Genomic DNA, 14,066 nt, shown 5'->3' with positions numbered 1-14,066 from the left:
CTAGAACAGCGACTTTGCCGCGGCGGAAGCGACGCTCACCACCGGGCCCGCGAACAACGCGAAGAGAATGTTGAACAGGCCAGCGACCGCCAGCACCGTCTTGACTTCGACGCGCACCGGATCGACCTGTCCGGCCGGCTCGTCGAAATACATCGTCTTGACGATGCTGAGATAGTAGTAGGCGCCGACCACGCTGGTCAGCACGCCGATCACGGCGAGCGTGAACAAATTCGCCTTGATGGCGGCGACGAAGACGTACCATTTGGCAAAGAAGCCGGCGAGCGGCGGAATGCCGGCGAGCGAGAACAGCAGCATCGCGAACATGAAGGCGAGCAGCGGATTGGTTCGCGAGAGACCAGCGAAATCGCTGATCTGCTCGACCGGCTGGCCGTTGCGCTTCATGGCCAGGATGATGGCGAAGGAGCCCAGCGTCATCGCGACATAGATCACGATGTACATCAGTACGCCCTGCGCGCCCTCCACCGTGCCCGCCGCGAGGCCGACCAGGGCAAAGCCCATATGGCCGATCGAGGAATAGGCCATCAGGCGCTTGATGTTGCTCTGCCCGATCGCGGCGAACGAGCCCAGCGCCATCGAAGCGATCGCCACGAACACCAGGATCTGCTGCCATTGCGAGACGATGCCCGGGAATGCGGTCAGCGTAACGCGGGTGAAGACCGCGAGCGCGGCCACCTTCGGCGCCGAGGCGAAGAAGGCCGTCACGGGCGTCGGCGCGCCCTCGTAGACGTCGGGCGTCCACATGTGGAACGGCACCGCCGAGACCTTGAAGCAGAGGCCGGCAAGCAGGAACACGAGGCCGAACACCAGGCCGACATTCGAGATCGTCGCGGCCGCCGCGATGCCGGTGAAGGCGACGGTGCCGGTGAAGCCATAGATCAGCGAGGAGCCGTAGAGCAGCATGCCCGAGGACAGCGCGCCGAGCACGAAGTACTTCAGGCCGGCTTCGGTCGACTTGGCGTTGTCGCGGTTGGAGGCCGCGACGACGTAAAGCGCCAGCGACATCAATTCGAGGCCGAGATAGAGCGAGATCAGGTCGCCGGCCGAGATCAGCACCATCATGCCGAGCGTCGAGAGCAGCACCAGGATCGCGTATTCGAAGATGCGGCGCGATGGATCCGACAGGAACTCGGTCGACAGCACCAGCGTCACGGCCGAGCCGATCAGGGCCAGGATTTTCATGAAGCGGGCAAAATCATCGACGATGAAGCTGCCGCCGAAGGTTACGTGCTTGCCCGCGGGCAACATGTATTCGAGCACGCCGACCACGATCAGGAGCAGCACCGCAAGCGTCGTGACCGTCTTGGTGGTCTCCTGCCCGCGATAGGCGCCGAGCATCAGGAGTGCCATGGCCCCAACCGCGAGCACGAGCTCGGGCAGCACCGGCGCCAGTTGATAACCTGCAGTCTCAAAGCTCATGGCGATATCCTGACCTGCCCGCTCACTGGAGCAGTGCGGCGGCCTTCACGGCCGTCACAGCGGTGTTGTAATTGTTGACGAGTTGCTGGACCGAGGCCGCCGACATGTCGAGCACCGGCTTCGGATAGATGCCGAACAGGATCGTCAGCGCGATCAGCGGGAACAGCGTCAGGCCCTCCCGGAAGGTGAGATCCTTCATGCTCGCCAGCGACGGCTTGACCAGCGCCCCGAACACCACCTTGCGGTAGAGCCACAGCGCGTAGCAGGCCGACAAGATCACGCCGAAGGTGGCGAAGAACGCGGTCGGGATCGAGACCTTGAAGGTGCCGAGCAGCGTCATGAACTCGCCGACGAAGCCGGAGGTGCCGGGCAGGCCGACATTGGCCATGGTGAAGACCATGAAGGTCAGCGCGTAGAGCGGCATCCGGTTGACGAGGCCGCCATAGGCCGCGATCTCGCGAGTGTGCATGCGGTCGTAGACGATGCCGACGCAGAGGAACAGCGCGCCGGAGACGATGCCGTGCGAGATCATCTGGAACACGCCGCCAGCGACGCCCTGCATGGTGCCCGCGAAGATGCCCATGGTGACGAAGCCCATATGCGCCACCGAGGAGTACGCAATCAGCTTCTTCATGTCCTCCTGCATCAGCGCCACCAGCGAGGTGTAGATGATGGCGATGGCCGAGAGCGTGAACATCAGCGGCGCGAAGTCGTGCGAGGCGAGCGGGAACATCGGCAGCGAGAAACGCAGGAAGCCGTAGCCGCCCATCTTCAGCATGATCGCAGCCAGGACCACCGAGCCCGCCGTCGGCGCCTCGACGTGGGCGTCGGGGAGCCAGGTGTGCACCGGCCACATCGGCATCTTCACCGCGAACGAGGCGAAGAAGGCGAGCCACGCCCAGGTCTGCAGCGAGCGCGGCACGGCGGTGTGCATCAGGGTCGGGATGTCGGTGGTGCCGCCGTTCCAGTACAGCGCCATGATGGCGAGCAGCATCAGGACCGAGCCGAGCAGCGTGTAGAGGAAGAACTTGAAGGACGCATAGACCCGGCGCGGACCGCCCCAGACGCCGATGATCAGGAACATCGGGATCAGGCCGCCTTCGAAGAACAGGTAGAACAGCACGAGATCGAGCGCCGAGAAGGTGCCGATCATCAGCGTTTCCAGGATCAGGAACGCCATCATGTATTCGCGGACGCGGTTCGTGATCGCCTTCCAGCTCGCGATGATGCAGAACGGCATGATGGCGGTGGTCAGGATCACCAGCGGCAACGAGATGCCGTCCACGCCCATGTGGTAGGTGATGCCGGTGGCGAGCCAGTTCGCCTTCTCGACGAACTGGAAGTCGGCGTTGGACGCATCGAACCGCATGACCAGAATCACCGACACCGCGAAGGTGATCAGCGTGGTCCACAGCGCGATCCAGCGCGAGTTGCGCCGGGCTGCCTCGTCATCGCCGCGGCTGAGATAGACGATCAGCGCGCCGACCAGCGGCAGGAACGTCGTGACGGATAGAATTGGCCAGGTCGTCATTTTACTGGCCCCCAAAGCCGAACATGAACCAGGTGATCAGGCCGGCGGCACCGATCAGCATGGCGAACGCGTAATGGTAGAGATAGCCGGTCTGGATCTTCACGACGTTGCGGGTGACGTCCAGCACCCGGGCCGAGACGCCGTCGGGACCGAGCCCGTCGATGATGAAGCCGTCGCCCTTCTTCCAGAGCTGGTAGCCGATCCACTTCGCCGGTCGGACGAAGATGATGTCGTAGAGCTCGTCGAAGTACCATTTGTTGAGCAGGAATTTGTACAGCATCGGCTGCGTGTTCGCGAGTTCGACCGGCAGATAAGGCCGGCGGATGTAGAACAGGTATGACACCAGGAAGCCCAGCACCATCATCACCGTCGGCAGGAAGGCGATGGTCTCGGGGATGTGGTGCATCTCCTCGATGATGTGCGGGTTCATCTTCACGGATTCGCGGAAGAACTCTTCGATGCCGTGACCGGCGAATAGCTCCTTGAAGGGGAAGCCGGCCAGGATGGAGCCGACCGCGAGCACACCGATCGGGATCAGCATCCAGATCGGCGCTTCATGCGCGGCCTCGTAGTGGTGATCGTCATGCGGCTCGCCGTGGAAGGTCTTGAAGATCAGGCGCCACGAGTAGAACGAGGTCAGGCCGGCCGCGACGACCGTCATCAGGAAGCCGTACATCGCGAACGGATTGTGCGAGGCGTAGGCGGACTCGATGATCGCGTCCTTGGAGAAATAGCCGGCGGTGAGCGGGAAGCCGGTGAGCGCGAGCGTGCCGACCACCATCACCGCGTAGGTGTAGGGGATCTTGCGCCACAGGCCGCCCATGTTGCGGATGTCCTGCTCGTGGTGCATCGCGTAGATCACCGAGCCGGAGCCCAGGAACAATAGCGCCTTGAAGAAGGCGTGCGTGAACAAATGGAACATGCCGACCGAATAGGCCCCTGCCCCCATCGCCACGAACATGTAGCCGAGCTGCGAACAGGTCGAGTAAGCGACGATGCGCTTGATGTCGTTCTGGACGAGGCCAATGGTCGCCGCGAAGAACGCCGTGGTGGCGCCGAAGAACATCACGACGGCCTGCGCGTTCGGCGCGAGCTCGAACAGCGGCGACAGACGCGCCACCATGAACACGCCGGCGGTGACCATGGTCGCGGCGTGGATCAGCGCCGACACCGGGGTCGGGCCTTCCATCGCGTCCGGCAACCAGGTGTGCAGCAGGAACTGCGCCGATTTGCCCATCGCGCCCATGAACAGCAATAGACAGGTCAGGGTCAGCGCGTCGGCGTGCCAGCCGAGGAAGTCGATGGTCTTGCCGGTCAGGCTGGGTGCGGCATGGAAGATGGTCTCGAAATCGGTCGAGTTCGTCAGCAGGAAGATCGCGAAAATGCCGAGCGCAAAACCAAAGTCGCCGACGCGGTTGACCACGAAGGCCTTGATGGCGGCGGCGTTCGCCGAGGGCTTCTGGTACCAGAAGCCGATCAGGAGGTAGCTCGCCAGACCCACGCCTTCCCAGCCGAAGAACAGCTGCACGAGGTTGTCCGCGGTCACCAGCATCAGCATGGCGAAGGTGAACAGCGAGAGATAGCCGAAAAAGCGCGGCCGGTTCGGGTCCTCGTCCATGTAGCCGATGGAATAGAGGTGCACGAGCGATGACACGGTGGTCACCACCACCAGCATCACGGCGGTGAGCGTGTCGACCCGCAGCGTCCAGTAGACCTGGAGATCGCCGGAGAGGATCCACGGCAGCAGCGGAATGCGCATGTCATGGCGCATGAAGCCGACATCGACCAGCGTCATCCAGGACAGCGCCGCCGACACGAACAGCAACGCCGTGGTGATCAGCTCGGCGCCGCGCGAGCCCGCCGCCGGCGGCTCGGAGACGTGGTGGTCGTCGTGGCCGTCGCCGGGTTCGTGATGGGTCTCGTGGATGACCGACGCATCCTCGTTGATGGCGTCCGACGCATGGGCGTGCGCGCCATGGCCGTGATCATCGTGATGCTCGACCGTGTCGCCCGAGGGGTTGCGGGCATGCGCGCCGAAAAGCGCGATCAAGCCGGCCAGAATAGCGCCCAGCAGAGGCAGAAAGACGATTGCCTGGACCATGATTTAATCTTTCCGCATGATCTGGTCGGAAAACCGGTATCCACTTTTCCGGATCATGCGATCAGCCCTTCATCAGATTGACGTCCTCAACCGCGATCGAGCCGCGGTTGCGGAAATAGACCACCAGGATGGCGAGACCGATCGCGGCTTCAGCGGCCGCGACGGTGAGCACCAGGAGCGCGAAGACCTGCCCGACGATGTCGCCGAGGAAGGTCGAGAACGCCACGAGGTTGACGTTGACCGCGAGCAGGATCAGCTCGATCGACATCAGGATGACGATGATGTTCTTGCGGTTCAGGAAGATGCCGAGGATGCCGAGCGTGAACAGGATCGCGCCGACCGCCAGATAATGTCCGAGCCCGATCGTCATTTCACCCACTCCGCCGCGTCAGAGTCCTGGAGTCCCTGCCCCGGCGCCACCTTGCGGATCGCCATCGCTATTTCGGGCGTGCGCGCGTTCTGAACGTTGATGTCCTGCCGCTTGACGCTCGCCTTGTGCCGCAGCGTCAGCACGATGGCGCCGATCATCGCGACCAGCAGCACCATGCCCGAGAGCTGGAAGTAGTGGATGTACTTGGTATAGAGCACCAGGCCCAACGCCTCGGTATTGGAGACGTTGGTCGGGATCGCCGCCGTGATCGTCTTGGCGACGCCGGGGTTGATGACCCAGAAGCCGACGGTGAGCAGCAGCTCGAACAGGAAGATGCCGCCGATCACGAGGCCGACCGGCAGGTACTCGATGAAGCCCTCGCGCAGCTCGAGGAAATCGACGTCGAGCATCATGATCACGAACAGGAACAGCACCGCGACCGCGCCGACATAGACCACGATCAGGATCATCGCCAGGAATTCGGCGCCCATCAGCACGAACAGGCCGGAGGCGTTGACGAAGGCCAGGATCAGGTACAGCACGGAGTGCACGGGATTGCGCGAGACAATCACCATCACCGCCGAGGCGACACAGACGCCGGCGAACAGATAGAAGAACAGCGCGGGAAGGATCATGCTCTCATCTCACCGGTACGGCGCGTCGAGCTCGATCGCTTTCGCGATCTCGCGTTCCCAGCGATCGCCATTGGCGAGCAGCTTGGCCTTGTCATAGAACAGTTCCTCGCGGGTCTCGGTCGCGAACTCGAAGTTCGGACCTTCGACGATGGCGTCGACCGGACAGGCTTCCTGGCAGAGGCCGCAATAGATGCACTTCACCATGTCGATGTCGTAGCGCACTGTGCGGCGGGTGCCGTCGTTGCGGCGCGGGCCGGCCTCGATGGTGATGGCCTGGGCCGGGCAGACCGCTTCGCACAGCTTGCAGGCGATGCAGCGCTCTTCGCCGTTCGGATAGCGGCGCAGCGCATGCTCGCCGCGGAAGCGCGGCGAGATCGGGCCCTTCTCGAAGGGATAGTTCAGCGTCGGCTTCGGCTGGAAAAAATAGCGCATGGCGAGGAAGAACGCCGAGACGAATTCCGACAACAGGAGCGAGCGTGCAGTGGCGTTGATGTTGATACCCATGACGGCCCTCACTTCGGTGCGATGCCGGCAAAGTGCAGCACACCTGCCACCACGATCACCATCGCCAGCGACAACGGCAGGAACACCTTCCAGCCGAGGCGCATCAGTTGATCGTAGCGGTAGCGCGGCACGATCGCCTTGGCCATCGCGAACAGGAAGAACATGAAGAACAGCTTTAGCGAGAACCAGATGATCCCCGGCACCCAGTTGAAGGGCGGCAGATCCACCGGCGGCAGCCAGCCTCCCAGGAACAGGATCGTCGCCATCGCGCACATCGTGGCAATCGCGACATACTCGCCGAGCATGAACAGAAGATACGGCGTCGAGCCGTACTCGACCATGAAGCCGGCGACGAGCTCGGATTCCGCTTCGACGAGGTCGAACGGCGGGCGGTTGGTTTCAGCCAGCGCCGAGACGTAGAAGATCACGAACATCGGGAACAGCGGCCAGACGTACCAGTTCAGGATGGTGAGCTGCGGCAACCCGATCAGGCTGGCGAGGCCGCGGACATGCTGCGCCTCGACAACGGCCGAGAGGTTCAGCGTGCCGGCGCAGAGCAGCACCGTGATGATGACGAAGCCGATCGAGACCTCGTAGGAGACCATCTGCGCCGCCGAGCGCAGCGCCGCCAGGAACGGATATTTCGAGTTCGACGACCAGCCGGCCATGATGATGCCGTAGATCGACAGCGACGAGATCGCGAAGATGAAGAGAACGCCGACATTGATGTCGGAGATCACCCAGCCGAGATTGGTCGGGATCACCGCCCAGGCGGCGAGCGCAAGCACGCATGAGACCAAGGGAGCCAAGAGAAACACGCCCTTGTTGGCGCCGGATGGGATGATCGGCTCCTTCAGCACGAACTTTAGGAGGTCGGCGAATGATTGCAGCAGACCCCAGGGCCCTACCACGTTCGGGCCGCGGCGGATCTGCACCGCCGCCCAGATCTTGCGGTCGGCCAGCAGGATGTAGGCGATCGCCACCAGCAGGACGACCAGCACCAGGACGCTCTCCGCGATCATGATGATCAGCGGCCAGAGGAACCCGGTCCAGAATGCGCTTTCGAAGAATTCCATCGGCTCACTCCGCTGCGGTCAGCATCTGCCCGGAGGCAAGCCGCGAACACTCCGCCATCACGGCGGACGCACGCGCGATTGGGTTGGTCAAATAGAAGTCCTCGACGAGCGGCTTGAACGGAGCCTTCTCCGTCGTGCCGCCCTTCCCCGCGAGCTTCTTGATCTGGTCGGCCGCGCCGGCCTCGATCTGGTCCAGACGGATCAGATGCGGCACGGCCTTGAAGATCGCCTGGCGCAGGGCCGAAAGCGAGTCATAGCCAAGCTTCTTGCCGAGCGCCTCCGACAGCGCGCGGACGATCGCCCAGTCCTCGCGGGCCTCACCCGGCGGGAATGCGGCCCGTCCGGTCATCTGCACGCGGCCTTCGGTGTTGACGTAGATCGCGGACTTCTCGGTATAGGCGGCTGCCGGCAGGATGACGTCGGCGCGATGGGCGCCGCGGTCGCCGTGGGTGCCGATATAGACGACGAAGGTGCCGTCCGATGGCTTGATCTCGTCCGCGCCGAGCAGGAACAGCAGATCGAGCGTCCCGAACGTCGTCATCTGCGCCGCATTCAGCCCGCCCTGACCGGCGACAAAGCCGATATCGAGCGCGCCGACGCGCGAGGCGCTCTCGTGCAGCACCCCAAAGCCGTTCCAGCCGTCCTTGAGCGCGCCGACGTCGAGCGCGAGCTTGGCCGCGGCTGCGAGAATGGCGGCGCCGTCGTGGCGCGAGGCGGCGCCCGCACCGACCAGGATGATGGGGTTCTTGGCGTTCTTCAGCACGTCCATGAAGGAGTGCTTGCCGGCCGCGAGCTCACCGAGCGTGTCGGTGCCCGCGCCGAGGTGATCATAGTCGTACGTGAGGTCGGGCTTGGCCCCTATCACGCCAACCTTGAAGCCGCCGGCGCGCCAGCGCTTGCGGATGCGGGCGTTGAACACGGCCGCCTCTTTCCGCGGATTGGCGCCGATGATGAGCAGCGCATCGGCCTGCTCGACGCCGGCGAGCGTCGGATTGAAGATGTAGGAGCCGCGGCCGAGCGCGGGATCGAAGGCGTCGCCGCCCTGCACCGCCAGATTGGCCGAGCCATATTTGGCCAGCAGATCCTTCAGTGCGAACATCTCTTCGACGCCGGCGAGGTCGCCCGCGATCGCGCCGATCCGCTTGCCGTCGGTGCGCGCCGCCTTGGAGGCGATCGCGGCAAAGGCCTCGGGCCAGCTCGCCGCGCGCAGCTTGCCGGCTTCGCGGATATAGGGCCGGTCGAGGCGCTGGGTGCGCAGGCCGTCGACGACGTGACGGGTCTTGTCGGAGATCCACTCCTCGTTCACGGCCTCGTTGATGCGCGGCAGGATACGCATCACTTCGCGGCCGCGGGTGTCGACGCGGATCGCAGAGCCCACGCCGTCCATCACGTCGATCGACTGGGTCTTGCCGAGCTCCCACGGGCGCGCGGCGAAGGCATAAGGCTTCGAGGTCAGCGCGCCGACCGGGCAGATATCGACGAGATTGCCCTGAAGCTCAGACGTCAGCGCGTGCTCGAGATAGGTCGTGATCTCCATGTCCTCGCCGCGGCCGGTCGCGCCCATTTCGGGGGCGCCGGCCACTTCCGCCGAGAAGCGGACGCAGCGGGTGCACTGGATGCAGCGGTTCATCGAGGTCTTGACCAGCGCGCCGAGATATTTGTCCTCGACCGCGCGCTTGTTCTCGGCGAAGCGGCTGGTGTCGACACCGTAGCCCATCGCCTGGTCCTGCAGGTCGCACTCGCCGCCCTGGTCGCAGATCGGGCAATCCAGCGGATGGTTGATGAGAAGGAATTCCATCACGCCTTCGCGCGCCTTCTTCACCATCGGCGAACGGGTGGAGATTTCCGGCGGTTCGCCCTTGGGACCCGGACGGCAATCGCGCACGCCCCAGGCGCAGCTCGCGACCGGCTTCGGGCCGCCCTTCACCTCGACGAGGCACATCCGGCAATTGCCGGCGATCGACAGCCGCTCGTGATAGCAGAAGCGCGGAATCTCGGCGCCGGCCGCCTCGCACGCCTGAAGCAGCGTGTATTCGGCGGGGACATCGATCTCTTTACCGTCGATGATGAGCTTGGTCATTGTCTCTACTCCGCCGCGACCATGTTCACGGGATCGCGGACGCCGGCATCGTCAATGTCGGCCTTGTGCGAATATTCGTCGATGCGCGCTTCGATCTCATGACGGAAATGCGCGATCAGGCCCTGGATCGGCCACGCGGCGGCGTCGCCAAGCGCGCAGATGGTGTGGCCTTCGACCTGTTTGGTGACTTCCAGCAGCATGTCGATTTCGCGCTTGTGGGCGCGACCGTCGGCCATGCGGGTCAAGACGCGCCACATCCAGCCGGTGCCCTCGCGGCACGGCGTGCACTGGCCGCAGCTCTCGTGCTTGTAGAAATAGGAGATGCGGGCGATGGCGCGGATCAAGTCGGTCGACTTGTCCATCACGATCACGGCCGCGGTGCCGAGACCCGAGCGCAGCTTGCTCAAGCTGTCGAAATCCATCGGCGTGTCGATGATCTGCTCGGCCGGCACCATGCGCACGGAGGAGCCGCCGGGGATCACGGCCTTGAGGTTGTCCCAGCCGCCGCGGACGCCGCCGCAATGCTTCTCGATCAGCTCACGGAACGGAATGCCCATGGCTTCTTCGACGTTGCAGGGCCGCTCGACATGGCCGGAGATGCAGAACAGCTTGGTGCCGACATTGTTCGGACGGCCGATGCCGGCGAACCACGCCGCGCCACGGCGCAGAATGTCCGGCGCAACCGCGATCGACTCGACATTGTTGACGGTGGTCGGGCAGCCGTACAGGCCGACATTGGCCGGGAACGGCGGCTTCAGGCGCGGCTGGCCCTTCTTGCCTTCGAGGCTCTCGAGCAGCGCGGTTTCCTCGCCGCAGATATAGGCGCCGGCGCCGTGGGCGACGTAGATGTCGAACGGCCAGCCGTTGACATTGTCCTTGCCGACCAGCTTGGCCTCATAGGCCTGGTCGATCGCCGCCTGGAGATGCTCGCGCTCGCGGATGAACTCGCCGCGGACATAGATGTAGCAGGCATGCGCGTTCATCGCGCAGCTCGCGATCAGGCAGCCCTCGATCAGCAGATGCGGATCGTGCCGCATGATCTCGCGATCCTTGCAGGTCCCGGGCTCGGATTCGTCGGCGTTGACGACGAGATAGCTCGGCCGGCCGTCGGTCGATTCCTTCGGCATGAACGACCATTTCAGGCCGGTCGGGAAGCCGGCGCCACCGCGGCCGCGCAGCCCCGACGCCTTCATCTCGTTGATGATCCAGTCACGGCCCTTGTCGATGATGTTCTTCGTACCATCCCAGGCGCCGCGGCGCCGCGCGCCCTCGAGCCCCCAATCGTGGAGGCCGTAGAGGTTCTTGAAGATGCGGTCCTTGTCCTCGAGCATGTCAGTGCTTTCCGATCAACGGTTGGCTTGCTTGTAGGCAAGCCCGGCGGCGCAGACGGCGAAGGTCAGCGCCCAGAGCAGACTGGATTCCAGCGACGCGTTCAGGGCGAAGCGCTGAAGCAGGAAAATGAATGTAGCCGCCACGGCGGAATGCATTGCGACGAAGCCCCACTTCTTCACAACACTGCTCCCTTCAGCTGGCGGCGAGAGATCACGCATCAGGTGATCTCCTTCAGCGTGGTCGGCCCACCGGTCGGCGCCGAGAACTGGCGGCCGTTCTGCGGACCGGGCTTGGGCGGATTGCCCGAAGCAAAGCCGTCGAGCACCTTGCCGAAGCTTTCCTTGGTCAGATCTTCATAGGTGTCCTTGCCGATCAGCACCATCGGCGCGTTCACGCAGGCACCGAGGCACTCCACCTCTTCCCAGCTGAAATTGCCGTCCTTGGAGAGATGGAAGGGCTCGTGATGGATGCGGTGCTCGCAGACGTGGATCAGATCCTCGGCGCCGCGCAGGCGGCACGGCGTGGTGCCGCAGACCTGGACGTGGGCCTTCTTGCCGACCGGGGCCAGCTGGAACATCGTGTAGAAGGTCGCGACCTCGAGCACGCGGATATAGGGCATGTCGAGCATGTCGGCGACAGCGCGGATCGCGGCCTCCGAGACCCAGCCGTCGTGCTGTTCCTGTACGCGCCAGAGAATGGCGATGACCGCGGAGGCTTGTCGGCCGGCCGGATATTTCGCGATCTGCTGCTTGGCGAACGCGAGGTTCTCCTCCGTGAACGCAAAGCTCGCGGGCTGGACTTCCTTCGGTGCTAATCGGCGAACGGACATCTCTTCAATCTCTCACTGCACGCGGCGCGCGGTTTTCGCATTCAGGGCATTGATCCTGTCCTGCCAGAATGCGCTTGCGGTGCCGAAAACATTGTAGCCGACGTGGGTCGAGACCTTGATGCGGTCGAGGATCGACAGCTCGGTCACCGTCTCCATACGCCTTGTGCTGGGATCGTAGACGATCAGCTTCAGCGGGGTGTGTTCGAGGATGTAGCGCGAGACCGCATGCGAGCGGTCGCTGCCGTGCTCCTCGCACATGATGACGCTGTCGGCCTGGAGCAGCCGGGCGCCGCCCTTGATCGCCTCGATCTCGACGCCCTCGACGTCGAGCTTGATCAGGTACTTGCCGGTGCTAGCGATCTTGCCGTCGTCGATGAGATTATCGAGCGCGATGACCGGCACGTCCTCGCCGCCCATCGACGCATCGCCGGCGATGCTGAAGGCCTCGTGCTTGGTGCCTGACAGACGCGCGGTGCCACGGGCCGCGCCGATCGCGCATTTCATGGTCTCGAAGCGGCTGCCGTTGATGCGGGCGTTGTTGGCGAGCTTCGGATGGTTCTGACCCGACGGCTCGATCGCGATCGCCTTGTGCGAGCCGAACGGCTTGCTCGACACCAGCACCGACCAATAGCCGTAATTCGCGCCGCAATCGAGCAGCGTGTAGTCGACGTCGATGGAGTCGGCGAACAGCAGCTCCAGCTCGTCCTCGTAATTGTACGAGCGGTTGAGCAGCTTGCTCCAATAGCCGTCGCCGTAGGGAAATTCGAACACGGCGTCCGGGTTGAGCTTGATCGCGATGTTGCGCTCGGGCAGCGTCTTCCGCAGCAGATTGGCGCAGGCGATGTAGCCCATATGCGAGAAATGCGAGGAGATCTTCGATCCCGTCACCAGCGCCAAGGCAGCCGTCCGCTCCCACAGGTTGGCCCCTTCAAGGGCCCCCGAGGCACGGTCAAACTGGATCGGCGCCTGCGCCATCACCGATCGACCTCTCCGAACACGATGTCCAGCGAGCCGAGGATCGCCGAGACGTCGGCGAGCAGATGACCGCGGCAGATGTGGTCCATGGCCTGCAGATGCGCAAAGCCCGGCGCACGGATCTTGCACTTGTAGGGCTTGTTGGTGCCGTCCGAGATCAGAAAGACGCCGAACTCGCCCTTCGGCGCCTCGACCGCGGCGTAGACCTCGCCGGCCGGCACGTGGACGCCTTCGGTGTAGAGCTTGAAATGATGGATCAGCGCTTCCATCGAGCGCTTCATCTCGCCACGGCGCGGCGGCGCGACCTTGTTGTCCTCGACGACGACGGGGCCCTTCCCGTCTGGAGCGTTCAGCTTCTGGATGCACTGCTTCATGATGCGCACGGACTGGCGCATCTCTTCCATGCGGATCAGATAGCGGTCGTAGCAGTCGCCGTTCTTGCCGATCGGGATGTCGAAATCCATCTCGGCGTAGCATTCATAGGGCTGTGATTTGCGCAGGTCCCAGGCCGCGCCCGAGCCGCGCACCATCACGCCGGAGAAGCCCCACTCCCAGGCTTCCTTCAGCGACACCACGCCGATGTCGACGTTGCGCTGCTTGAAGATGCGGTTGGCGGTCAGCAGCCGGTCGAGATCTTCGACCACTTTCAGGAACGGATCGCACCAGGCGTCGATGTCGTCGACCAGCTTCTGCGGCAGGTCCTGATGCACGCCGCCGACGCGGAAGTAGGCTGCGTGCATGCGGCTGCCGGAGGCGCGCTCGTAGAACACCATCAGCTTTTCGCGCTCTTCGAAACCCCACAGTGGCGGGGTCAGCGCGCCGACGTCCATCGCCTGCGTGGTGACGTTGAGCAAATGCGACAGGATGCGGCCGATCTCGCAATAGAGCACGCGGATCAGCTGCGCGCGGCGCGGCACCTCGATGCCCAGCAGCTTTTCCGCAGCCATGCAGAAGGCGTGCTCCTGGTTCATCGGCGCGACGTAGTCGAGACGGTCGAAATAAGGGATCGCCTGCAGATAGGTCTTGTGCTCGATCAGCTTTTCGGTGCCGCGGTGGAGCAGGCCGATATGCGGGTCGACGCGGGCGACGACCTCACCATCCAATTCAAGCACAAGACGAAGAACACCGTGCGCAGCCGGATGCTGCGGTCCGAAGTTGATGGTGAAGTTGCGAAGCTGTTCGGGTTGCTCGTTCAT

At 63.9% G+C, this 14,066-nt stretch carries 13 protein-coding genes; all 13 read right to left on the bottom strand.

Translation table 11 applies throughout. The features are described 5' to 3' along the window. Entirely contained in the window at positions 1-1,437 is a 1,437-nt protein-coding gene (nuoN, locus tag AC0L3J_RS25100; protein ID WP_007610975.1) for an NADH-quinone oxidoreductase subunit NuoN, read from the bottom strand. Positions 1,438-1,459: 22 nt separating this feature from the next. Further along, complete coding sequence (locus tag AC0L3J_RS25095; protein ID WP_473348648.1) at positions 1,460-2,968, bottom strand: NADH-quinone oxidoreductase subunit M; 1,509 nt, start codon at positions 2,966-2,968, stop codon at positions 1,460-1,462. Between the two features lies 1 nt (position 2,969). Next, positions 2,970-5,069, bottom strand: coding sequence for an NADH-quinone oxidoreductase subunit L (gene nuoL, locus AC0L3J_RS25090; protein ID WP_473348647.1), 2,100 nt, complete (start codon positions 5,067-5,069; stop codon positions 2,970-2,972). A gap of 61 nt (positions 5,070-5,130) precedes the next feature. Then, positions 5,131-5,439: an NADH-quinone oxidoreductase subunit NuoK gene (nuoK, locus tag AC0L3J_RS25085; RefSeq protein ID WP_007603558.1), complete on the bottom strand. Its 309-nt coding sequence runs from the start codon at positions 5,437-5,439 to the stop codon at positions 5,131-5,133. Continuing rightward, positions 5,436-6,074 carry an NADH-quinone oxidoreductase subunit J gene (locus tag AC0L3J_RS25080; protein ID WP_007610978.1) on the bottom strand — a complete coding sequence of 213 codons (639 nt, stop codon included), beginning with the start codon at positions 6,072-6,074 and terminating at the stop codon, positions 5,436-5,438. Before AC0L3J_RS25080 ends, nuoK begins: the two co-directional genes overlap by 4 nt. Before the next feature lie 9 nt (positions 6,075-6,083). Beyond that, positions 6,084-6,572, bottom strand: a complete 489-nt coding sequence (gene nuoI, locus AC0L3J_RS25075; RefSeq protein WP_026232873.1) for an NADH-quinone oxidoreductase subunit NuoI — start codon at positions 6,570-6,572, stop codon at positions 6,084-6,086. 14 nt (positions 6,573-6,586) lie between these two features. Further along, positions 6,587-7,654 carry an NADH-quinone oxidoreductase subunit NuoH gene (gene nuoH / locus AC0L3J_RS25070; RefSeq protein WP_007603555.1) on the bottom strand — a complete coding sequence of 356 codons (1,068 nt, stop codon included), beginning with the start codon at positions 7,652-7,654 and terminating at the stop codon, positions 6,587-6,589. A gap of 4 nt (positions 7,655-7,658) precedes the next feature. Then, on the bottom strand, positions 7,659-9,734 hold the full coding sequence (nuoG, locus tag AC0L3J_RS25065; protein ID WP_247397462.1) for an NADH-quinone oxidoreductase subunit NuoG: 2,076 nt from the start codon (positions 9,732-9,734) through the stop codon (positions 7,659-7,661). Positions 9,735-9,739: 5 nt separating this feature from the next. Continuing rightward, positions 9,740-11,065: an NADH-quinone oxidoreductase subunit NuoF gene (gene nuoF, locus AC0L3J_RS25060; RefSeq protein ID WP_456764096.1), complete on the bottom strand. Its 1,326-nt coding sequence runs from the start codon at positions 11,063-11,065 to the stop codon at positions 9,740-9,742. A 15-nt stretch (positions 11,066-11,080) separates the two neighbouring features. Then, a complete protein-coding gene (locus tag AC0L3J_RS25055) occupies positions 11,081-11,284 on the bottom strand; it encodes a hypothetical protein (protein ID WP_247289471.1) in 204 nt (67 codons plus the stop codon). Continuing rightward, a complete protein-coding gene (gene nuoE, locus AC0L3J_RS25050; RefSeq protein WP_007610983.1) occupies positions 11,284-11,895 on the bottom strand; it encodes an NADH-quinone oxidoreductase subunit NuoE in 612 nt (203 codons plus the stop codon). Before nuoE ends, AC0L3J_RS25055 begins: the two co-directional genes overlap by 1 nt. 12 nt (positions 11,896-11,907) lie before the next feature. Next, positions 11,908-12,870 carry an FkbM family methyltransferase gene (locus AC0L3J_RS25045; RefSeq protein ID WP_473348681.1) on the bottom strand — a complete coding sequence of 321 codons (963 nt, stop codon included), beginning with the start codon at positions 12,868-12,870 and terminating at the stop codon, positions 11,908-11,910. Then, positions 12,870-14,066 (bottom strand): NADH-quinone oxidoreductase subunit D, encoded by a 1,197-nt coding sequence (locus AC0L3J_RS25040; protein ID WP_473348646.1) that lies wholly within the window; start codon positions 14,064-14,066, stop codon positions 12,870-12,872. Before AC0L3J_RS25040 ends, AC0L3J_RS25045 begins: the two co-directional genes overlap by 1 nt.

The sequence above is a fragment of the Bradyrhizobium sp. Kon37 genome (genome assembly GCF_055807535.1).
The sequence above is the reverse complement of the archived record's forward strand: the minus strand, read 5'-3'. Positions and strand labels throughout refer to the sequence as shown.